This window comes from Pseudooceanicola batsensis HTCC2597, assembly GCF_000152725.1.
Taxonomy (GTDB): domain Bacteria; phylum Pseudomonadota; class Alphaproteobacteria; order Rhodobacterales; family Rhodobacteraceae; genus Pseudooceanicola; species Pseudooceanicola batsensis.
In genome coordinates this window covers 2,426,975-2,447,286 of record NZ_CH724131.1, presented here as the reverse complement: position 1 = coordinate 2,447,286, position 20,312 = coordinate 2,426,975, and the positions used below count along the sequence as shown (strand labels likewise).

The 20,312-nt window shown below is 65.1% G+C and carries 19 protein-coding genes and 1 tRNA gene; 7 read left to right on the top strand and 13 right to left on the bottom strand.

Going from position 1 to position 20,312, the window contains the following annotated elements:
• Positions 1-984, bottom strand: a complete 984-nt coding sequence (locus OB2597_RS15785) for a complex I NDUFA9 subunit family protein (RefSeq protein ID WP_009806602.1) — start codon at positions 982-984, stop codon at positions 1-3.
• 153 nt (positions 985-1,137) lie between these two features.
• Here OB2597_RS15785 and OB2597_RS15780 point away from each other — a divergent pair.
• A tRNA-Leu gene (locus OB2597_RS15780) sits at positions 1,138-1,224 on the top strand.
• 150 nt (positions 1,225-1,374) lie between these two features.
• Here OB2597_RS15780 and glnT read toward each other — a convergent pair.
• The 6 genes from glnT to katG all read right to left on the bottom strand — a co-directional run bounded on the left by glnT (position 1,375) and on the right by katG (position 8,892).
• Complete coding sequence (gene glnT / locus OB2597_RS15775) at positions 1,375-2,679, bottom strand: type III glutamate--ammonia ligase (RefSeq protein WP_009806601.1); 1,305 nt, start codon at positions 2,677-2,679, stop codon at positions 1,375-1,377.
• Positions 2,680-2,782: 103 nt separating this feature from the next.
• Positions 2,783-4,102: an FMN-binding glutamate synthase family protein gene (locus tag OB2597_RS15770; protein ID WP_009806600.1), complete on the bottom strand. Its 1,320-nt coding sequence runs from the start codon at positions 4,100-4,102 to the stop codon at positions 2,783-2,785.
• Positions 4,102-4,785, bottom strand: coding sequence for a GltB/FmdC/FwdC-like GXGXG domain-containing protein (locus OB2597_RS15765; protein WP_009806599.1), 684 nt, complete (start codon positions 4,783-4,785; stop codon positions 4,102-4,104). Before OB2597_RS15765 ends, OB2597_RS15770 begins: the two co-directional genes overlap by 1 nt.
• A gap of 2 nt (positions 4,786-4,787) precedes the next feature.
• Complete coding sequence (locus tag OB2597_RS15760; protein ID WP_009806598.1) at positions 4,788-5,675, bottom strand: class II glutamine amidotransferase; 888 nt, start codon at positions 5,673-5,675, stop codon at positions 4,788-4,790.
• 126 nt (positions 5,676-5,801) lie between these two features.
• A complete protein-coding gene (locus OB2597_RS15755) occupies positions 5,802-6,446 on the bottom strand; it encodes a helix-turn-helix domain-containing protein (protein ID WP_009806597.1) in 645 nt (214 codons plus the stop codon).
• A gap of 271 nt (positions 6,447-6,717) precedes the next feature.
• A complete protein-coding gene (katG, locus tag OB2597_RS15750; RefSeq protein ID WP_009806596.1) occupies positions 6,718-8,892 on the bottom strand; it encodes a catalase/peroxidase HPI in 2,175 nt (724 codons plus the stop codon).
• A 223-nt stretch (positions 8,893-9,115) separates the two neighbouring features.
• On the opposite strand from katG, the gene OB2597_RS15745 reads away from it, so the two are divergent.
• From OB2597_RS15745 to OB2597_RS15720, 6 genes are all read left to right on the top strand, one after another.
• Entirely contained in the window at positions 9,116-9,730 is a 615-nt protein-coding gene (locus tag OB2597_RS15745; protein ID WP_009806595.1) for a ribonuclease D, read from the top strand.
• Positions 9,731-9,769: 39 nt separating this feature from the next.
• Positions 9,770-10,378, top strand: coding sequence for an LptA/OstA family protein (locus tag OB2597_RS15740; RefSeq protein ID WP_009806594.1), 609 nt, complete (start codon positions 9,770-9,772; stop codon positions 10,376-10,378).
• A 10-nt stretch (positions 10,379-10,388) separates the two neighbouring features.
• Entirely contained in the window at positions 10,389-10,871 is a 483-nt protein-coding gene (locus OB2597_RS15735) for an LptA/OstA family protein (RefSeq protein WP_040609856.1), read from the top strand.
• A 3-nt stretch (positions 10,872-10,874) separates the two neighbouring features.
• Positions 10,875-11,633: an LPS export ABC transporter ATP-binding protein gene (lptB, locus tag OB2597_RS15730; protein ID WP_009806592.1), complete on the top strand. Its 759-nt coding sequence runs from the start codon at positions 10,875-10,877 to the stop codon at positions 11,631-11,633.
• Between the two features lie 248 nt (positions 11,634-11,881).
• On the top strand, positions 11,882-12,451 hold the full coding sequence (gene hpf, locus OB2597_RS15725; RefSeq protein WP_009806591.1) for a ribosome hibernation-promoting factor, HPF/YfiA family: 570 nt from the start codon (positions 11,882-11,884) through the stop codon (positions 12,449-12,451).
• Between the two features lie 35 nt (positions 12,452-12,486).
• On the top strand, positions 12,487-12,951 hold the full coding sequence (locus OB2597_RS15720; protein WP_009806590.1) for a PTS sugar transporter subunit IIA: 465 nt from the start codon (positions 12,487-12,489) through the stop codon (positions 12,949-12,951).
• A gap of 3 nt (positions 12,952-12,954) precedes the next feature.
• On the opposite strand, the gene OB2597_RS15715 is transcribed toward OB2597_RS15720, so the two are convergent.
• The 6 genes from OB2597_RS15715 to galU are packed head-to-tail and all read right to left on the bottom strand — an operon-like array spanning position 12,955 to position 20,268.
• On the bottom strand, positions 12,955-14,376 hold the full coding sequence (locus tag OB2597_RS15715; RefSeq protein WP_009806589.1) for a sulfotransferase family 2 domain-containing protein: 1,422 nt from the start codon (positions 14,374-14,376) through the stop codon (positions 12,955-12,957).
• Complete coding sequence (locus tag OB2597_RS15710; RefSeq protein WP_009806588.1) at positions 14,377-16,083, bottom strand: DUF5927 domain-containing protein; 1,707 nt, start codon at positions 16,081-16,083, stop codon at positions 14,377-14,379.
• Positions 16,080-17,090: a glycosyltransferase family 2 protein gene (locus tag OB2597_RS15705; RefSeq protein WP_040609397.1), complete on the bottom strand. Its 1,011-nt coding sequence runs from the start codon at positions 17,088-17,090 to the stop codon at positions 16,080-16,082. Before OB2597_RS15705 ends, OB2597_RS15710 begins: the two co-directional genes overlap by 4 nt.
• 42 nt (positions 17,091-17,132) lie before the next feature.
• Positions 17,133-18,419, bottom strand: coding sequence for a glycosyltransferase family 4 protein (locus tag OB2597_RS15700; RefSeq protein WP_009806586.1), 1,287 nt, complete (start codon positions 18,417-18,419; stop codon positions 17,133-17,135).
• A complete protein-coding gene (gene galE, locus OB2597_RS15695) occupies positions 18,379-19,362 on the bottom strand; it encodes a UDP-glucose 4-epimerase GalE (RefSeq protein ID WP_009806585.1) in 984 nt (327 codons plus the stop codon). The genes OB2597_RS15700 and galE overlap by 41 nt, the downstream gene beginning before the upstream one ends.
• Before the next feature lie 12 nt (positions 19,363-19,374).
• Positions 19,375-20,268, bottom strand: a complete 894-nt coding sequence (galU, locus tag OB2597_RS15690; protein WP_009806584.1) for a UTP--glucose-1-phosphate uridylyltransferase GalU — start codon at positions 20,266-20,268, stop codon at positions 19,375-19,377.
• Positions 20,269-20,312: the final 44 nt, after the last annotated feature.

Sequence of the window (20,312 nt, the reverse complement as noted above, 5' to 3'; positions counted from 1 at the left end):
TCAGGCCTTGAGGTTGCGCGCCGAGTCCTTGATCGCGTCGTACTGGCCCGAGGGACGGAAGCGCCAGAGATAGTCGGGCAGGACCACCTCGGTCGCGGTCGGGGTGATGCCGAGATCGTCGAACCCCTTGTGATCGCCCGAAACCACGTTGTCCCTTTGCAGGTTCACGATCTGGTCGGCCGTCAGAGTGTCATTGTGGATCAGCCCGATCGAGAGGACCTGCACGGCGGTCAGCCCGAAGGCCATCAGTTTGGCCATCCAGATGGGGAGGTCCATCAGGGCGCGGCGGCGATGGATGACGGCCAGCATCTCGCGCATGAACTCGCGGAAGGTGCGGGTGTCGGGCCCGCCGAGTTCGTAGATGCCGCCCGGTGCGGTGCCCAGCGCGCCCATCTCGGCGGCGGCGGCCACGTCATCGACATAGACCGGCTGGAACCGGGTGCGCCCGCCCACCATGGGCAGGATGGGGGAGAAGCGTGTCATGCCGGCGAAGCGGTTGAAGAATTCATCCTCGGCGCCGAACATGATCGAGGGGCGCAGGATCATCGCCCCCGGCATGTGTTCCAGCACCTTCGCCTCGCCCATGGCCTTGGTGCGGGCATAGTCGCTGTCCGAGGTCTCGTCGGCGCCGATGGCCGAAATGTGTACCATGCGGTCGACGCCTTCCTCGGCGGCGATGCGGGCGACGCGGCCGGCGCCCTCGGCCTGGACGGCATCGAAGCCGTTCCGGCCTTTCTCGGAGAGGATGCCGACGCAGTTCACCACGGCATCGCTGTGGCCAAGCGCCTGGCGGACCGAATCGTCGTCGCGGATATTGCAGAAGATCGGTTCGACCTGGCCCACGACGCCATAGGTCCGGACGAACATCGCGTCGTTGGGGTGGCGCGTGGCCACCCGGACCCGCCAGCCCTGCCTGGCCATGCGCCGTGCGATATAGCGCCCCAGAAAGCCAGATCCGCCAAAGATGGTCACCAGTCCGGACATGCGCAAACCCCTGCAATCTTGCCGATATGCCCCTTTTCCTAGACTCCGGCGGGGTTCCGGGCAAGGCGATATGCCGCGATGGGGGAAATTGCCGCAAATGGCCGTTGACACCGACCGCCGTGGGGTCTAAATCGCGGCCTCACGCAGTTTCGTGCCCAGATGGCGGAATTGGTAGACGCGCCAGCTTCAGGTGCTGGTGTCCGTATGGACGTGGAGGTTCGAGTCCTCTTCTGGGCACCAATTGCTTTCCGGCGGGAAGGCGAACAACTTCCGAACAGTCGTGTAGCCGCAGCCGTTTCAGGGAAGCTGCGTGTTGAACCATGTGCGGATCGGCCCGGGTGCGGGTGGCTTCCACCCTACGTCGGGAGGCGCGGGCCGGGCCCCCGGCACTCACACGTCGAGCGCGTTCGCCTTTTCCCAGCTTGTGAAATGCGCCGTGTAGCTGTCCCATTCGCGTGATTTCAACTTGACGTAGGCGGCGGAGAAGCCGGTGCCCATCATCGCTTTCAGCGCCTTGTCCCTGTCGAAGGCACGTACGGCGTCCAGCAGGTTCAGGGGGAGCTTTCCGGCCCCGCGCGCCTTGTGGCCTTCGGCGTACATGTCGATGTCGAGACGCTTGCCGGGATCGGCCTTGTCCTCGAGCCCCGAGAGCCCCGCGGCGATGATCGCGGCCTGCAGCAGATAGGGATTCGCCGCACCGTCCGGCAGGCGGAGCTCGAACCGGCCGGGGCCCGGCACGCGGACCATGTGGGTTCGGTTGTTGCCGGACCAGGTGACGGTGTTCGGCGCCCAGGTGGCGCCCGAGGCCGTGGCCGGGGCGTTGATGCGCTTGTAGCTGTTGACTGTCGGATTGGTGAGCGCCGTCATGCCTTGTGCATGCTTCATGATGCCGCCGAGGAAATGCAGGCCGCTTTCGGACAGGCCGAGGTCGTGGGAGTCATCGGCAAAGACGTTCTTCCGGCCCTCCGCGTCCCAGACCGAGACATGGCAGTGGCAGCCGTTGCCGGTCAGGTTTGGCAGGGGTTTGGGCATGAAGGTGGCACGGAAGCCGTGCGCCTCGGCCACTGATTTCACCATGAACTTGAAGAAGGAATGGCGGTCGGCCGTGACGAGCGCGTCGGCGAAGTCCCAATTCATCTCGAACTGGCCGTTCGCGTCCTCGTGGTCGTTCTGATAGGGGCCCCAGCCGAGCGCCAGCATATGGTCGCATATCTCGGCGATGACGTCGTAGCGGCGCATGACCGCCTGCTGGTCGTAGCAAGGCTTTTCCGCGGTGTCGAAAGGATCCGAGATCGCCTCGCCCTCGGGGGTGAGCAGGAAGAACTCGGCCTCGACCCCGGTCTTCACGCGAAGGCCCCTGTCGGCGGCTTTCGCGACGAGGGCCCGGAGCACGTTCCGGGGGGCCTGGGCGACCTCCTCGCCTTCCATCGCGCAATCGGCGGCGACCCAGGCGACCTCGGGCTTCCAGGGCAGCTGGATGACGCTGTCGGGGTCGGGCAGGGCCAGCATGTCCGCGTGAGCCGGAGTCATGTCGAGCCATGTCGCGAACCCCGCGAAGCCGGCGCCGTCCCTTGCCATGTCCGCGATCGCCTGCGCCGGGACGAGCTTGGCCCGTTGCCCGCCGAAGAGATCGGTGAAGGAGATCATGAAATACTTGACGCCGTTCTGTTCGGCGAAGGTGGCGAGGTCGGTCATCTGTCTGTCCCTTTTCGTCTGTTCCGGACCGCCGGGCGGTCCGTCCGGCCGAGGGGCTTTGACCCGTCTCCTTCAAGGACAGGGGCCGGGTGGGGTATCTGCGTCAGAAGCCCGGCTTGCCGGGGTACCAGTCGGTTCCGGCGAGCGGGACCTGCGCCATCGCGGCGGCCTCCAGCGTGAGGGCGCAGAGATCTTCGGGTTCGAGGTTGTGGACGTGGCTCTTGCCGCAGGCGCGGGCCAGTGTCTGGCATTCGAGCGTCAGCACGGCGAGGTAGTTGCGCAGCCGGCGGCCGGCGGCGACGGGGTCGAGCCGGGCCGCGAGCGTCGGATCCTGAGTGGTGATGCCGGCGGGGTCGCGGCCCTCGTGCCAGTCGTCATAGGCGCCGTGCGTGGTGCCGAGTGCGCGGTACTCTTCCTCGTATTTCGGGTCGTTGTCGCCGAGCGCGATCAGCGCGGCCGTGCCGATCGAGACCGCGTCCGCACCGAGAGCGAGAGCCTTGGCCACATCGGCGCCGGAGCGGATGCCACCGGAGACGATGAGCTGGACCTCGCGGTGCATCCCGAGGTCCTGGAGCGCGGCCACGGCGGGTCGGATGCAGGCGAGCGTGGGCTGGCCGACATGTTCGATGAAGACGTCCTGGGTGGCCGCGGTGCCGCCCTGCATCCCGTCGAGGACCACCACGTCGGCCCCGGCCTTCACGGCGAGGGCGGTGTCGTAGTAGGGACGGGCGCCGCCGATCTTGACGTAGATCGGTTTCTCCCAGCCGGTGATCTCGCGCAGTTCGAGGATCTTGATCTCGAGATCGTCCGGCCCGGTGCAGTCGGGGTGGCGGCAGGCCGAGCGCTGGTCGATGCCCTGCGGCAGGTCGCGCATCCCCGCGACACGTTCGGTGATCTTCTGGCCCAGCAGCATGCCGCCGCCGCCGGGCTTGGCCCCCTGGCCCACGACGATCTCGATCGCGTCGGCGCGGCGCAGGTCGTCTGGGTTCATGCCGTAGCGCGAGGGGAGGTACTGGTAGACGAGCTTTTCGGAATGGCCGCGTTCTTCCTCGGTCATGCCGCCGTCGCCGGTGGTGGTCGAGGTGCCGGCGAGGGTCGCGCCCCGGCCGAGTGCCTCCTTGGCCTGGGCGGAGAGAGAGCCGAAGGACATGCCCGCTATGGTGACCGGAATCTTCAGTTCGATCGGTTTCTTGGCGAAGCGGGTGCCGAGGGTCACATCGGTCGCGCATTTCTCGCGGTAACCCTCGAGCGGGTAACGCGAGACCGAGGCACCGAGAAACAGCAGGTCGTCGAAATGCGGCACGCGACGTTTCGCGCCGCCGCCGCGGATGTCGTAGATTCCGGTGGCCGCGGCGCGGCGGATCTCGGAATTCACCTCACGCGAGAAGGTCCGGGACTGGCGCGGTTCCGTTCGTGTCGTCATCAGTATTCATCCGCATGGTCGATGTTGAAATTGTAGAGCCTGCGGGCCGAGCCGTAGCGCCGGAACTCATCGGGCTTTGCATTCGCCCCCGTACGGGCGAGGATTTCGGACAGAAAGCCCAGATGTTCGGCACGCATCTCCTTTTCCACGCAGTCGGCGCCGAGGGATTTCACCGATCCGCGGACGAAGAGACGGGCCTCGTAGAGCGAATCGCCCAGGGCGTCGCCCGCGTCGCCGAGCACGACGAGGTTGCCCTTCTGCGCCATGAAGGCGGACATGTGGCCGATATTGCCGTGCACGACGATGTCGATGCCCTTCATCGAGATGCCGCAGCGCGAAGAGGCATTGCCGCGGATATTGAGCAGCCCGCCGCGCCCCGTGGCCCCGGCGTACTGGCTGGCGTCGCCGTCGATCGTCACTTCGCCGGACATCATGTTCTCGGCCACGCCGGGGCCGGCGGAGCCCTCGACGTGGATGCGGGCCTCCTTGTTCATGCCGGCGCAGTAGTAGCCGGTGGAGCCTTTGACCGTGACCTCGAGCGGGCCGTCGAGGCCGACGGCGACGGCGTGCGACCCGCGCGGGTTCTCGATCACGTAGCTGTCGTTGGCGCGGGACTGCGCGGCGGTCTGGAGGGACCGGTTGACCTCGCGCAGGTCGGTCTGCGACATGTCGAGGATCGGCATGATCAGCGCTCCCAGAAATAGACGGTGGCGGGTTCGGGTTCCCAGACCTTCGCGCCGCCGATTCCGGGCAGGTCGGCGAAGGCCCGGTATTCGCTTCCGAAGGCGACGTAGTCGCGGGTTTCGGCCATCACTGCGGGCTTGCAGGCGATCGGGTCGCGCACGACGCCGAACCCGGTGCGGGTGCCGGTGACGAAGGTGAAGAACCCGTCGAGATCCTTCAGCGTCCCTTCGAGAGCGTCGCCCAGGCTGGCGCCCTCGGCGATGCGGGAGGAAATGTAGGCGGCGCCGACCTCGGTATCGTTCTCGGTCTTGGTGAGAACGCCCTTGCGTGCCAGCCGGCGGCGCATCCGGTTGTGGTTCGAGAGCGATCCGTTGTGCACGAGGCACTGGTCGTCGGCGGTGGAGAAGGGATGCGCGCCCAAGGTCGTCACGGCACTTTCGGTGGCCATGCGGGTATGACCGATCCCGTGGGTGCCGGCCATGTCGCGCAGGTGGAATCGGGCGGCCACGTCGCGGGGCAGGCCGGTCTCCTTGTAGATCTCCATCGCCTCGCCCACGCCCATGATGCGCAGCCCGCGCGCCTCGAGCGCGGCGAGGGCGGCGGCGCGATCACCGGGGTCCACGGTGATCACGGCGTGCGTATCGGCGAGGCGCATGTCGATGTCGCGGACGGTGGTCTTTTCAAGCGCTCCTTCAAGCCCGTCAAAGTCGTCTTCGGGCCTTTCCGACTGCACCGTGATCTTCACGCCCCCTCGGGGGCGGTCGTAGATCGCGATGCCCGCGCTGTCGGGGCCGCGGTCGGTCATGGTGATCAGCATGCCCGTCAACATCGCGCCGAGTTGCGGCTGAAGATCATCGTTCTTCAGGAAGAGGCCGACGATTCCGCACATGGGGTTCTCCGAAACCGGTTTGAGGTGCGGACTGATTAACAGGAAGAATTATTTCTTTACAGGAAATCCGCCGCCGTTTGCCGCGGCCCTCTGCCCTTGCCCAATTTTTGGGCAGCTCGTCGTCGCTCAGCCCGCTTGCGGATAGGTGATGATCGAGAGGTAGCGGATCGGAAAACCGTGCATCTCCTCCGGCCCGTGGGGCGCGTCGGCATCGAACAGGAGCGAGTCGCCCGGTTCCAGCAGATAGGTCTTGTCGCCATGGCGGTAGAGCATGGCGCCGTCGAGGATGTAGAGCATTTCGATCCCTTCATGCTGGAAGGTGGGGAAGCGGTCGCTCTCGTCGTCCAGGGTGATCAGGTAGGGCTCGACCACGACGCCGGAGCTGTTGGACCCGATATGACCGAGCAGGTTGTACTGGTGGCCGGCGCGGGTCCCGGCGCGGTCGATCTCGACCCCCTGGCCGGCCTTCACGTGCATGCATCCGCGCGGTTCCTCGTAACCCGAGAACAACTGGACCAGCGGTACCTTGAGGGCATGGGCAAGCGCCGAGATCGTGGTGAGAGACGGAGAGATCACGCCGTTTTCGATCTTGGAGAGCATGCCGACGGACAGGCCCGTCTGCGCCGCCAGTTCCGCCCCGGTCATGCGCTGGCGGTGGCGCAGGCTGCGGACCTCGCGGCCGATGGCGACCTCGAGGTTCTTTTCCCGTGCGTCGCGCAGGGCGTGAGGGTCTTGCTTGAGCGGCAGGGTGCCGCCTTTGCGGTCTGACATCTGTGCTATGTCCCGGCGGCGGATCGGTCGGGTCTTTGTCCGTGGCAGGAGGCGCGGCGTCAATGCCTAGCCGTGGGGGGCGGCCGGCGCTATCTGCTGCGGGGCGGACAGAACCCGCTGTCGGGGCGTTATTCCCGCGCGTGCGGTCCTGCCAATATCACGCGAGGCGGAGGGCCGGGTCCGGCGAGCCTTGCACGGGGCGCAGATGGTGCCGAACGAAAAATGGCGCCGCGGGGTGCGGCGCCATTCAATCACCTGTGGTCCGAACCGATCAGACGACGTCGAACCGGTCGGCGTTCATCACCTTGGCCCAGGCCGCCACGAAATCCTTGACGAATTTCCCGGCGTTGTCGTCTTGGGCGTAGACCTCGGAATAGGCCCGCAGGATCGAGTTGGACCCGAAGACGAGGTCGACGCGGCTTGCCGTCCACTTGACGTCGCCCGACTTGCGGTCGCGGATCTGGTAGGTCTTCTCGTCTTCCACCGGCTCCCACTTGTAGGCCATGTCGGTCAGGTTGACGAAGAAGTCCGGCGCCAGCGTGCCCTCGCGGTCGGTGAAGACGCCGTGTTTCGTTCCGCCGTGGTTGGTTCCCATCATGCGCATGCCGCCGACCAGGACCGTCAGTTCCCGTGCGGTCAGCGTCATCAGCTGCGCCCGGTCGAGCATCAGTTCCTCGGGGCTGACGGCATAGTCGTCCTTGAGCCAGTTGCGCATCGCGTCGGCGATCGGCTCCAGCGGTTCGAAGGACTCGGCATCCGTCATCTCGTCGGTCGCGTCGCCACGGCCCGGCGTGAAGGGTACGGCGATGTCGTAGCCCGCGGCCTTCGCCGCCTTCTCGACCCCGACGTTACCGGCCAGAACGATGGTGTCGGCGAGCGAGGCACCGGCTTCGGCCGCCAGCGGCTCGAGTACCGAGAGGACCTTCTGCAGGCGTTCGGGTTCGTTGCCTTCCCAGTCCTTCTGGGGCGCCAGACGGATGCGCGCGCCATTCGCCCCGCCGCGCATGTCCGACCCGCGATAGGTGCGGGCGCTGTCCCAGGCGGTGCTGACCATCTCGGAGAGAGAGAGACCGGAGGCGGCAATCTTCGCCTTCAGGTTGCCGATGTCGTAGTGGACCGGACCGGCGGGCACCGGATCCTGCCAGATCAGGTCTTCCTGCGGGACGTCCGGGCCGATGTAGCGGGCCCTGGGGCCCATGTCGCGGTGCGTCAGCTTGAACCACGCCCGGGCGAAGGTTTCCGAGAAATACTCGGGATCCGCGATGAATTTCTGACAGATCTCGTTGTAGATCGGGTCGACCTTCATGGCCATGTCGGCGTCGGTCATGATCGGCTTGCGACGGATCGAGGGGTCCTCGACGTCGACCGGCATGTCCTCTTCCTTGATGTCCACCGGCTCCCACTGGTTGGCGCCGGCAGGGGATTTCTTCAGTTCCCACTCGTAGCCGAACAGCATGTCGAACCAGCCCATGTCCCACTTGGTGGGGTTGGCGGTCCAGGCGCCTTCGATGCCCGAGACGACGGTGTCGCGTCCGATGCCGCGGTTCACCTTGCCCATCCAGCCGAGGCCCTGATACTCCACGTCGGCCGCTTCCGGGTCGGGCGAGAGATTGTCGGCGGTACCGTTGCCGTGACACTTGCCGATGGTGTGGCCGCCGGCGGTCAGCGCGGCGGTTTCCTCGTCGTTCATGGCCATCCGGGCGAAGGTTTCACGCACCTGGTGGGCCGTCCGCTGCGGGTCCGGCTGGCCGTTGACGCCCTCGGGGTTCACGTAGATCAGGCCCATCTGGACGGCGGCCAATGGGTTGTCCATCGTCGAGGGGTCGTTGACGTCGCCATAGCGGCTGTCGGACGGGGCGAGCCATTCCTTCTCGTTGCCCCAGTAGGTGTCTTTTTCAGGGTGCCAGATGTCCTCGCGCCCGAAGGCGAAGCCGAAGGTCTTCAGGCCGGCATGTTCGTAGGCGATGTTGCCGGCGAGGATCATCAGGTCGGCCCAGGAGACCTTGTTGCCGTACTTCTTCTTGATCGGCCACAGCAGGCGCCGGCCCTTGTCGGTGTTCACGTTGTCGGGCCAGGAATTCAGCGGCGCGAAACGCTGATTGCCGGTGCCCGCGCCGCCGCGGCCATCGGCCAGGCGGTAGGAGCCCGCGGCGTGCCACGCCACGCGGGCGAACATGCCGACATAGCTGCCCCAGTCGGCGGGCCACCATTCCTGGGTCTCTTCCATGAGCGCGTGCAGATCGGCCTTGAGCGCGGCGACGTCGAGCTTTTTCAGCTCTTCCCGATAGTCGTAGTCGACATCCATCGGGTTGGTCATCACGTCGTGCTGGTGCAGGATGTCGAAGTTGAGCGCGTTGGGCCACCAGTCGGTGACCGTGCTGCTGAGATTGGTGAGACCACCATGCATGACGGGGCACTTGCCCGCCGGGGTATCGTTTCCGTCCATATCTTGCCTCCCGAAGCAGTGGAACCCGGCCGGGGGAACCGACCTTTAGAATCAATCTAACACCGGGCGACGATCAGTATAACCCGCAGAATGCTGATCGATTTAATAAGACGATCTGATTGCGGCTGGCGCGGTTGCCGTGCGAACCGACCCTCGCCGGGACGGGATTTGCACTTGCCCGCGACTGGCGCTAGACCCGCCGGAGACCGCGAGGGAGTGCCGCGTGACCAATCATCTCTACAAGCAAGATCTGCCCGACGGGCTCGACCTGGGTCCGGTGGTGGCCATCGACTGCGAGACGATGGGGCTGAACCCGCATCGCGATCGGTTGTGCGTGGTGCAGATGTCGGGCGGCGACGGCGACGCGCATATCGTGCAGGTCGCGATCGGGCAGGACAGCGCGCCGAACCTCTGCGCAATGCTCACCGATCCGAAGGTGCTCAAGCTGTTCCATTTCGGCCGGTTCGACATCGCGGCGATGTACAATGCCTTCGGCGCGCTCGCCGCGCCGGTCTACTGCACCAAGATCGCCAGCCGGCTGGTGCGGACCTACACGGACCGCCACGGGCTGAAGAACCTGACGCAGGAATTGCTGGGCATCGACCTGTCGAAACAGCAGCAGTCCAGCGACTGGGGCGCCGAGGAACTGAGCGCGGCGCAGCTCGAGTACGCGGCGTCGGATGTCCTCTATCTCCACCGGCTGCGCGAAGAACTCGACGCGCGGCTGGCGCGCGAGGGGCGGACCGAGATCGCGCAGGCCTGTTTCGACTTCCTGCCGGTGCGGGCGCGGCTGGACCTGATGGGCTGGCCCGAGACCGACATCTTCGCCCACTCATGACGATGCGCCGGGCATACCTCCGGGCCGGTGCGGCCTGAGATGGCCTGGGCCGAGGACGGCTATTCCCGGCTGGTCAACTGGCTGAAGATCCTGCTGCCGCTGGCCGCGCTGGCGCTCTTGTCCACCGTCTTCCTTCTCTCCGAGACGCAGGAGGCGCAGATGGAGCTGCCCTATGCCGACGTGGAGGCCGGCGGCGACGGGCTGGCCGAGCGGGTCCTGAAGCCCAGCTTTTCCGGTGCCACCGAACGCGGCGACCTGATCGCCTTCGTCGCGGAATCCGCAAGGCCGGTCGGCACGGGGCTGGGGGCGCTTTCGGCCGAGAACTTCCAGGGCCGGATCGACCTGGTCTCGGGGGGCGACATCACCTTTCGTTCGGACGAGGCGCTGCTCGACCAGCCCGAGGGCACGGCGGAACTGGCCGGTTCGGTCGTGGTTGTCTCGTCGACAGGCTACACGGTCGAAACCGCCGGGCTGACGGCCTGGCTGAACGACGTTCGTGCCGAAAGCAGCGGCGAGATCCGGGGCGAAGGCCCGCCGGGCCGCTTTGTCGCCGGCAGGATGGTGGTGACGGGCGATGCGGATCTGTCCGATGTGCAGATGGTTTTCACAGACGGCGTAAAACTGGTATACGAGCCGGAATCCGATTGAGGTTTTGATCATGAATGCATTTCGTCTGCTTGCGATCCTGTGCATCGCGTTGCTGCCGGTCGCGGGCATGGCCCAGCAGACGGCCTTCGGATCCGCCCAGCTCGATCCCGACACGCCGGTCGAGGTGGAAAGCGACGAGCTGCGGGTGAATCAGTCCGACGGAACAGCCGAGTTCCTGGGCAATGTCGTCATCGTGCAGGCCGAGATGCGGCTTGCGGCGCCCCGCGTCCTGGTCACCTACGACGAAGAGGGTGAACGTATCCGCCTGCTGGAGGCCACCGGCGGCGTGACCCTCGTCAGTGGCGAGGACGCGGCCGAGGCGCAGCGTGCGGATTACGACATCGACGCCGGCACGATCGTCATGGAGGGCGATGTGCTGCTCGTTCAGGGCGAGTCGACGCTGGCATCGCAGGCCATGACCGTCGATCTGGAAAGCGGCACGGCGCAGATGTCCGGGCGGGTACGGACCCTGCTGAACCCGGGCGGGGACTGACGCGTGACGAAACCCGATCTCCAGCTGCATACGGGCGGCAAGGGGCTGCGCATCGAACAGCTGCGCAAGTCCTACAAGAAGCGCATTGTCATCCGCGACGTGACCATGAAGGTGGACCAGGGCGAAGTGGCCGCGCTTCTGGGGCCGAACGGCTCGGGCAAGACCACGACCTTCTACGCCGTGGCCGGACTGATCGTCCCCGAAGGCGGGACGGTCGTGGTGGACGGGCGCGACGTGACCGGCCTTCCCATGTACCGGCGCGCGCGGCTCGGCATCGGGTACCTGCCGCAGGAGATGTCGATCTTTCGCGGGCTATCCGTCGAGGACAACATCTCGGCCATTCTCGACATCACCCATTCCGACCGGCACAAGCGCCGCGAGCGGCTGGAAGAGCTTCTGTCCGAGTTCTCGATCGAGCATCTGCGCCGGGCTCCGGCGCTGGCCCTTTCGGGGGGCGAGCGGCGCCGGGTCGAGATCGCGCGCTGTCTGGCCGCCGATCCGAAATACCTGTTGCTGGACGAACCCTTCGCCGGGGTGGATCCGATCTCGGTCTCCGATATCCGGCATCTGGTCGCCGATCTGAAAAAGCGCGGAATCGGGGTGCTGATCACCGACCACAACGTGCGCGAGACGCTCGAGATCGTGGACCGCGCCTATATCCTGCACGACGGCAAGGTGCTGATGTCCGGCACGCCCGAGGAAGTGGTGCAGAATGAAAATGTGCGTCGGGTCTACCTGGGCGACACGTTCCGCATTTCCTGAGCCGGGAGATGCCGGTCCCGCGCGGCCGGCAACCAATCGGACTGCTTTCCATTGACAGGCGGGTGCGGCGCGCTTTCATATATAACTATGACAGTTCTGCGACGGCTCTCGATCCGCCCTGCATCGCACTTGCGAAACCCGCGCGCGATCAAGGACCTTGGACTGTCTTTCCACAGCATTCGAATTTGACGCCGCCCTTGGCATCGGTGCCCGGGGCGACCGTTCGAAGTGTCAAGAAAGGAGACGGAATGCGTTACGAAGTCAGCGGCAAGCATATCGATGTCGGCGAGGCTCTCCAGACCCACGTGAAGACCGAGTTGGGCAGCATGATGGAGAAGTACGGACAGCGCCCGACCGACGCGACCGTGATCTTTTCCAAGTCGGGGAATGAATTCGTCTGCGAAACCACCGTCCACCTGTCCTCGGGGCTGAATGCCGCCGCCAAGGGCCATGCCCATGAAATCTATGCAGCTTTCGACGCGGCATGCGAGAAGATGGACAAGCAGCTGCGCCGCTACAAGCGCCGTCTCAAAGATCATCACAAAGCGCGTCCGGAGCCGGTTGAACTTTTGGGAGCGTCCTCCTATATCCTCGCCGCTGAGCAGGAAGACGAGGAATCGGAAGCCGAAACGCTCCAACCCATCATCGTTGCCGAGATGGAGACGCATATCCCGTCTCTGTCCGTCGGAGAGGCGGTGATGCAGATGGAGCTGGCAGGTGCGCCGGTCCTTGTATTCCGGAACGAGGGCAAAGAGGGTTTGAACGTCGTGTACCGTCGGGAAGACGGGAACATCGGGTGGATCGATCCCAGAAACTGAGGCAACTGCATAGCCGTTGCGAGTATTGGTACTTCATGACCCTATCGGAGATCCTCAAGCCCGAGGCAATCAAGGTGGTTGCCTCGGCGTCGTCGAAGAAACGGCTGCTGCACGATGTGGGCGACCTTGCCAACAGCGTGTACGGGTACGAGACGGCCGGGCTCGTCACTGCACTGATGGAGCGGGAATCCCTCGGGCCGACGGGCGTCGGCAACGGTGTCGCGCTGCCTCATGCGCGGCTCGATGAGGTCAAGGACATGTCGGCGGTCTTCCTGCTGCTGGAAAAGCCTGTCGACTTCGATGCAGTGGACCGGCAGCCCGTCGATATCGTCATGGCCCTGTTCGCGCCGGAAGCGGCCGGTGTCGAGCATCTGAAGGCGCTTGCGCTGGTGTCGCGCACGCTGCGCAACGGCGACCTGTGCAAGAAGCTGCGGGCCAATCACGACGCCTCGACACTCTATGCGCTTCTGACGTCGGATCAGAACATCCAGGCCGCCTGAGCGCTACCGCCAGCTGCGAAAGCCGAACATCACGTAGTCGCGCTGGTAGACATCCTGCGCCTTCGCTTCCACTTCGTCATCGTAGATCTCGGCGAGAGGGTACGGCTGATCAGCCGCGACCCCGGGCAGGTCGGGCGGCGAGGGGTGGCCGACCTGTCGGGCCAGAGCCGGCAGAGCGGCGGGCATCTCGTCTTCGCGGATGATCGCATCGGGCAGGGCGAAGTTCGCCATGCCTTCGATCACCGCGCTCTGCGTGGCCCAAGTCTGGTCGATCCGGACCGACGTCTGGCCCGAGAGGTTGGCCTTGAGAAAGTCGAGGAACAGCAGGAACGCCTCGCGATGCTGCTCCTGCGGATAGGGAGCGTCCTCGTTCCGGCCTGGGATCGGCAGTTTGTGACGCTGGCGCAGGATGCGCCTGATCTCGCCGAAGCTGCCCTTGCCGGTCCGCAGGATCCGATTGCAGAACACGGAATGGGCCCGGGCGAGTGGATGCCGGATCACCGTGAAGCTGCGGTGGCCGGGATTCCGGCGTTTCCACTTGCGCAGGCTCTTCTGGGTGAATTTCCCCGGCAGGTCGGCCGGGTCGCCCCCGTCCAGCGCGGCCAGCCAGGCCGAGATCGGCGCGTCGATTTCGCCCCGCACGGGCATGTAGAGCAGCGGCGTACCGGCGGCGGCCTGGAAGGCGGGGACATTCGGGCCCCGGCGCGGTTCGAAATTCGGCGTCCGCGACAGGTTGAAGCGGTCGAGCCGCGCGAGCGACTGTTCCATCACATCGAAGTTCGCCACCTTCTCGGAAACGGGCGCGGGGTTCTGGACCTTGAGCTTGTCGTCCAGACGCTCCAGCTGCGCGCTCTCGCCCAGCCACCGGGCGAGGCCGTTCATCACCGCGACGTCCTGCAGGTCTTCGTAGGCGACGTAGAAGGGCGTTTGCCCGGAGGTCTGCAGCGCATTCAACAGGAAAATCTGAAATTTCTGTAGTTCGTGCAGGTGGTTCGCGAATTCCTCGGCGTCGAACTCGGCCCGGGCGTCCTTGCGACGGCGCACGTCGGTCAGTTTCCACTGACCCGTGGCTTGCGCGATCTTCCAGCTCACGTAGCTGTCGACGGGGTTGCGCGTCAGGATGATCTTGGCGCAGCGCGGGTCCTTCAGCGCCGTATCCAGGATGCGGCTGTCATGATCGTGGAAGAAGCGGAACCCGGCGAGGCCCTCGGCCTGCCTGACCGCGTCGAGCAGCAGCATCGGCTCTGCTTCGCGCCGTGCGAGCGTGATCCCCAGACAGTCGTCCTTGTTCGGATAGCCGATGAAATGCGGGTTGAAAGCCTCGCCCAGACAGGAAAGCCCCGGGTATCGGTTCAGGTTCGCCTCGAGAAAGTTCGAACCCGTCCGCATCTCGGCGAAGACGATGAAGTAGTCGAAAGGGGACATCTATTTCTTCACCAGATAGGGCTTGCGATGGTGGCCCGGCCGTGGTCTCGCGGCGGTCGGACCGGTGGGGAAATCGCCCATGAGATAGGGGTGCATTCCCTGGTTCTTGAGGTTCTGAAGAAACTGACCGAAGCCGGCGAGGTTCACCATCTTCGGGGCCTCGGACAGTCGCTGCGCGCTCTTGGCGCCCAGGTCGTCGATCACCTCCTGCAGCGGCTCCATCGGGGAATCGACGAATTCCGCCATGGTCCAGATGCGGATGCGGGCCTTGGCGTGCGGTCCGCGGAGCAGGTCGAGAAAATCGCTTTCGATCTTCTGCAGGCGGGCGGCCTCGGCCCTCAGGTCGCCGAAATTCCGGTTCGAGGTAAAGAGCGGCACGGCCCAGGCACCGGAGATCACCGAGATCCGCGCGTTGGGATCCCGGCTCATCGCCCCGGCGGCGCCCTGGTTGTCGTTGGGGCCGAACTGGAAACACTGGTGTTCCCCGCGCGAGGCCCAGATCAGGTTCGTCAGGAAGGCCGCGGGGCGGTAGTCGCGGATGGCGGCGCTGTCCGGAATGGCGCCGGCGATGACCGGCTGCCCGCCGGAAAAGGCCGCGCGCCCGGAGGCGTAGATATGGCCATGTACCTTGCACCCGGTCTTGCGGGCGAGCCAGGGTTCGAAATCCTCGAAGAGATCGGCGAAGCCCTGGAAGACGGCATATTGCGCCCCGGTCGGGCCGTGGTCCCAGCTCGGGTTCGGGAACCGGCTCTGCATGTGAAGGCCGGGGCGACCCCGGGTCCGGCGTTCGACGGCACGCGCAAAGATGCGGTCGATCTTCCCGGGGTTGGGTTCGGTCCGCTTCATCGCGTGATCTGCATCCGTCAGAAAGGCCTCGTACAGGCGGTCCGCGCGGGGCCAGATCTTGCGCGCGACGAAGCAGTCCGAGCGGCGGAGGAGCTGGAGGTGGTCGTCGTAGAATATGTGCGGTTTGCCCTGGAAATCGAACTTGGACAGCGTCAGCGACCGGCTTTCGATATGGCCGGAGTAGAGCCGGGCGAGGGTCTGGAAATAGCTTTCGTCAGGGATCCAGACGCGTTTGAAGAACCGGTCGTAATCGGCGCGTTCCGGGTCCTGCAGAATGGCCGAGAGCGTCTGCCGGGTCAGGCACCACCATTGCGACCCCATGTGAGGGGTGATTCCGTTCGGCATCCTGCGCTTGAGCCCGAGACGGCGTTGCAGGCGAACGTAGGCGTCGAACAGACGGCGGTTCCGTTTCCAGGCGAAGGGGAATCGCATGGTAAAGCGTTCGCTGTCGAGGCCGCCGACCGTCCAGGGCACGTCCGAGGTGGTCGCGCTCTCGATGAAGTCGGTGCGGGGCCGGGCGTCAAGATAGTCGATCAGCTCCTGCACCGGGCGCAGCGGCAGGCAGGATCCGGAGGCGAGGTAGACATGACGCACTTCGGGAAAATCGCGCAGCATCTGCGCGCTTGCCGCCTGGGTCGCGGCCACGATGCCCCAGGTGCCCCATTCGCAGCGGTGTCGGGACGAGAAGCGTATCGTTCCGACGTCCGAGAGTGACCTGACGAAGGCGCGGAACCGTGCGGCAGGGACGCTCCGGTCGGCATGGATCACCACCGGGCATCCCGACGCCGCCCAGTGCCGCGCCACCTGTTCGGCGCGGTCGAGCGCGGTGTGAACCAGCATGACGATGCCGACGGCGCTCATGCCCAGTTACCCTTGGACATGAGGCCCAGGATCTCGAGCTGGCGCCAGTTGATGTATTTCTCGGACCACTTGCACCAGAGTTCGGGATCGTCGCGCATCAGGCCGGCATAGGCCCTGTATTCGACCGAGGCGTTGTAATGCTGCTTGCGGTCCAGTTCCTCGGTCGCCTTCGCGGTGAAGGTGTCGAGGAACTTGGTGTGCAGCAGCAGGCCGCTGGCCTTCTCGCCGCCCCATTCATCGTAGACGAGGTTCAGCCCGCGCGGCAGGAGCATGTGCGTCGACGAGACATAGGCGTATTTCCGATCCCACTTCACCAGTGGGATCTTGTTCAGGGCCGGCGCAAGTTCCGGCTGGTCGGCAAAGAAGACCCGCTGGCGGGGACCGCCCTGGATCCAGAGGTTTCCATAGCGCCTGTTCTTCTCGATCAGATAGTTGCCGCTGTCGAACCATGTGGCGATTTCCAGCGGGTCCTGCCCTTCGCGATAAGGTTCGGCATCGATGCGGCCCTTGGGGTACATATCCAGCAGCATGGCCGAGAAGGACTTGATCGACGAGGCGTCCAGCCAGTCGGTCAGCGCCTGGATCGGCCGCGTGTCGCAGAAGGGATAGACAAAGAATTCGTCCGGATCGACGGTCAGGCACCAGTGGCCATGGCCGTGACGCAGCAGCAGCCAGTTGATCCAGTCCATTCCGAACCGCGCTCGTTTATAACCGTGCGGCGTGTGCCAGACGGAACAGTCCGGCTGCGCTGCGAGATAGTCGGCGCTGCCGTCGCTGCTGTCATTGTCGACGAAGAGGAAGTGGTCGACGCCGAGTTGCCGGTAATATTCGAGGAAATAGGGCAGCCGGATCCGTTCGTTGCGGGCCGTGCAGAACAGTAGCACGTCCTCGCGCCGGATGCGACGGGTCCGGTTTGCGACCGCCTTCAACTCGCGCCGTTTGCGCACGGCACGGATCAGCCAGCGGCGACGCTGGAGCCTGAGGCGATATGACGAAACAAAGCTCAACGCCCGCCCTCTTGACCATGGCACCGGGTCGGGCCGCCGCTATCAGGCCATCTTCAAGACGACCTTGAAATGCTCATCCCATGTCGGGGGCATGAACCCCGCGATACCCTCGGTCCCGGACCGTCCGACCTCGATACGGCTCTTGATGGCCTTTTTCCAAGAATAGCTATCCGCCGAGTCAAGGTAAACTGGCAAATCGCCCAGGGTTTCGCGGATAGATGCCAGGTCGGCGCTGATCACCGGCGTCCGCAGGGCCGCGGCCTCGATCGGGGGCAGGCCGTATCCTTCGGCGAGACTCGGGAACAGCAAGGCATGGGCATGTTGCAGAAGGGCCGAGATCGCCCGGTCCGGCAGATTTGGCCATTCGAATATGTCGCTGCCGCGCAGGGGCGATCGGTCGAGCCGGCGAAAGACCTCTTCGTTCAGCCAGCCGCGGGCGCCGCAGATGCCCAGGACCGGGCGGGGGCCGTCCTCGTCCTGCTTCCAGTTCTCCCAGATGTCGAGCAGCAGAAGGTGATTCTTGCGCGGTTCGATGGTGCCGACGGTCAGGAACAGGGGGCGCTCGCGTGGCAGTTCGGGCGGTATCGCCGCTGCGTCCGGGCGCGGCGGGTCGATCCCGAGACGGGCAACCAGGCAGTTGGGGGGGGCGGTCCGCTCTTCGGGATCGGCATCCTCGTTCAGGGCGGCCATGTGGCGGATGACGTCCCCGCGGGTCTTTTCGCTGTTGCACAGGACCAGATCGGCGTGATGCATGACGCGGCGGATCATGCCGCGCGCGCGGTCGGTGCTTTCGTCACGGCAGAACTCGGGGTGATCCAGCGGTATGGTGTCATGCACCATTACCGTGATCTTCGCGCCGGGATGCGCCGAAATCGCCGTCAACGTGTTCCCGGTCAGATTGGAATGGCCGACGTTGAGGTAGGTCAGATTGTTCGGGAGTGCGGCGAGCGCCGGAGCCAGTCTCTTGCCCCATGCCCGCGTGTGCGCCAGTCGCCACAGATCGCTTTGCACGCGTTTCTGCAACGGAGACAGGCGGCCCGCGAAGTGGAAGATGAACCGCGTCTTGCCCCAGGGGGTCCGGCCCTGCAGCCGGTGCATGAACGAGGTCAGGCCGCTGCGGCCGAGGATCACATAGCCGGTGGCCACCCGGGCCAGTCCCCAGACCTCGCCTTCGCGGTCGAGAAGTTCGCGCAGATAGGCCAGCTCGACCCGGTCGATACCGGTCGGCTGGCGGCCTGGTCGGCTTGCCAGGCGCGTCAGGTCCAGAAGGCGGACCCTGTCTTCGGGATTATTTGTCGTAGTGGCCAGTCTGATGCCACCGCCAGGCATCGGCAATCATCCGATCAAGCGTCGAGCGCTGCGGATTCCAGCCCAGTTCGGAGACCGCGCGGGTCGAGCCCGAGACGAGCTTTGTACAATCGCCGGGTCTGCGCGGTCCCTCCTTGTAAGGCACGGCCCTGTTGGTGACCGCGCGCGAGTGATCGATGACTTCCCGGACGGAAAAGCCCGACCCGGTGCCCAAGTTAAACACGCGGCTCTGCTTGCCGTCCATCAGCCACGTCAATCCAAGGATGTGTGCGTCTACCAGATCACACACGTGTACGTAGTCCCGTATACAGGTCCCGTCGGGCGTCTCATAGTCGGTGCCGAAGATCGTCAAAGCTTCGCGTTTGCCTTCGATCGCGTCGAGCATGAGCGGGATGAGGTGGGTTTCGGGCTGGTGGAACTCGCCCACCTCGGCCTCGGGATCGGCACCCGCCACGTTGAAGTAGCGAAAGATCACGTGGCGCAGGCCGAAGGCGGCGCCATAGTCGCGCAGCATGTCCTCGATCGCACGTTTCGACGCGCCATAGGCGTTGATCGGCAGTTGGACCGAGTTCTCGTCCAGCACGACGTTGTCCTGATCGCCGTATGTGGCACAGGTCGAGGAGAAGACGAAATTCATGCAGCCGGCGTCGCAGGCGGCCTCGATCAGGTTGCGCGACCCTTCGACGTTGTTCTGCCAATAGAGACCAGGCTTCTTCATGCTTTCGCCGACCTGGCTGAGGGCGGCGAAATGCATCACGGCAACGGGCGCATGGCTGGCAAAGACCTCGTCCAGGCGCTTGCGGTCCAGCAGATCGCCCTTTTCGAAGGGGCCGAACTTGACCGCCTCCTCCCAGCCGGTGCTGAGGTTGTCGTAGGTGACCGGTTCGAAGCCCGCGGCGCGAACAGTCTTGCAGGCATGCGAGCCGATGTAGCCGGCTCCGCCGGTGACGAGGACCTTGTCCATGGTCTGTCCGATTTACTGTGCCGCCTGTTCGACGTTCACGACCTCGCGCAGGAAGCCGAGGAGATCGTCCCGAAGCTCCGGCCGCGACAGCGCGAAGGAGACCGTCGCCTGAAGATAGCCCGACTTGGACCCGCAGTCATACCGCTGCCCGCGGAACCGGTAGCCGTAGACGGGCCGGTTCTCGGTAATCTCGTGGGCGATGGCGTCGGTCAGCTGGATTTCTCCGCCGGCGCCGGTCTGTTTCAGGTTCAGGTTCTTCAGGATCTGCGGGGTGAGCAGATAGCGCCCGATCACGGCGAGGTTCGAGGGCTCTTCGCCGGTCTTCGGTTTTTCCACCATGCCCTTGATGGATACCAGCGATCCGTGGTCCTCCTTCACGTCGAGGATCCCGTAGGCCGAGGCCCGTTCCGGCGGAACCTCCATCGCGGCGACCATGTTCCCGGGGTTCTCGGCGAAGGCTTCGACCATCTGCTGGAGACAGGGTTTCTCGGCAGCGATGATGTCGTCGGGTAGGATGACCGCGAAGGGTTCGTTGCCGATCAGGCGGCGGGCGCACCAGACCGCATGACCCAGACCCAGCGGCTTGTGCTGCCGGATATAGGCGATGGCGCCGCTGTCCATGTTGGTGTTCTTGATTTCTTCGAGCAGATCGTCCTTGCCCTTCTTCTTCAGCTCGGCCTCGAGCTGCGGGGCATGGTCGAAATAGTCTTCGAGGGCGGCCTTGCCGCGCGAGGTGACGAAGATGAATTCCTTGATACCGGCGGCGCGGGCCTCGTCGATCGCGTACTGGATCAGGGGCCGGTCGACCAGCGACATGATTTCCTTGGGGATCGACTTGGTGGCCGGCAGGAACCGGGTCCCCAGACCAGCCACGGGAAAAATCGCTTTGGTGATCTTGTTCTTCATGCCTATCTCTCAACCTCTGTGACGCAGTTGCGGACCTGATCGGA

Coding starts and splice junctions, on each gene's coding strand:
- OB2597_RS15785 (WP_009806602.1), bottom strand. CDS start 984: ATGTCCGGACTGGTGACCATCTTTGGCGGATCTGGCTTTCTGGGGCGC.
- glnT (WP_009806601.1), bottom strand. CDS start 2,679: ATGACCGACCTCGCCACCTTCGCCGAACAGAACGGCGTCAAGTATTTC.
- OB2597_RS15770 (WP_009806600.1), bottom strand. CDS start 4,102: ATGACGACACGAACGGAACCGCGCCAGTCCCGGACCTTCTCGCGTGAG.
- OB2597_RS15765 (WP_009806599.1), bottom strand. CDS start 4,785: ATGCCGATCCTCGACATGTCGCAGACCGACCTGCGCGAGGTCAACCGG.
- OB2597_RS15760 (WP_009806598.1), bottom strand. CDS start 5,675: ATGTGCGGAATCGTCGGCCTCTTCCTGAAGAACGATGATCTTCAGCCG.
- OB2597_RS15755 (WP_009806597.1), bottom strand. CDS start 6,446: ATGTCAGACCGCAAAGGCGGCACCCTGCCGCTCAAGCAAGACCCTCAC.
- katG (WP_009806596.1), bottom strand. CDS start 8,892: ATGGACGGAAACGATACCCCGGCGGGCAAGTGCCCCGTCATGCATGGT.
- OB2597_RS15740 (WP_009806594.1), top strand. CDS start 9,770: ATGGCCTGGGCCGAGGACGGCTATTCCCGGCTGGTCAACTGGCTGAAG.
- OB2597_RS15735 (WP_040609856.1), top strand. CDS start 10,389: ATGAATGCATTTCGTCTGCTTGCGATCCTGTGCATCGCGTTGCTGCCG.
- hpf (WP_009806591.1), top strand. CDS start 11,882: ATGCGTTACGAAGTCAGCGGCAAGCATATCGATGTCGGCGAGGCTCTC.
- OB2597_RS15720 (WP_009806590.1), top strand. CDS start 12,487: ATGACCCTATCGGAGATCCTCAAGCCCGAGGCAATCAAGGTGGTTGCC.
- OB2597_RS15715 (WP_009806589.1), bottom strand. CDS start 14,376: ATGTCCCCTTTCGACTACTTCATCGTCTTCGCCGAGATGCGGACGGGT.
- OB2597_RS15710 (WP_009806588.1), bottom strand. CDS start 16,083: ATGAGCGCCGTCGGCATCGTCATGCTGGTTCACACCGCGCTCGACCGC.
- OB2597_RS15700 (WP_009806586.1), bottom strand. CDS start 18,419: ATGCCTGGCGGTGGCATCAGACTGGCCACTACGACAAATAATCCCGAA.
- galE (WP_009806585.1), bottom strand. CDS start 19,362: ATGGACAAGGTCCTCGTCACCGGCGGAGCCGGCTACATCGGCTCGCAT.
- galU (WP_009806584.1), bottom strand. CDS start 20,268: ATGAAGAACAAGATCACCAAAGCGATTTTTCCCGTGGCTGGTCTGGGG.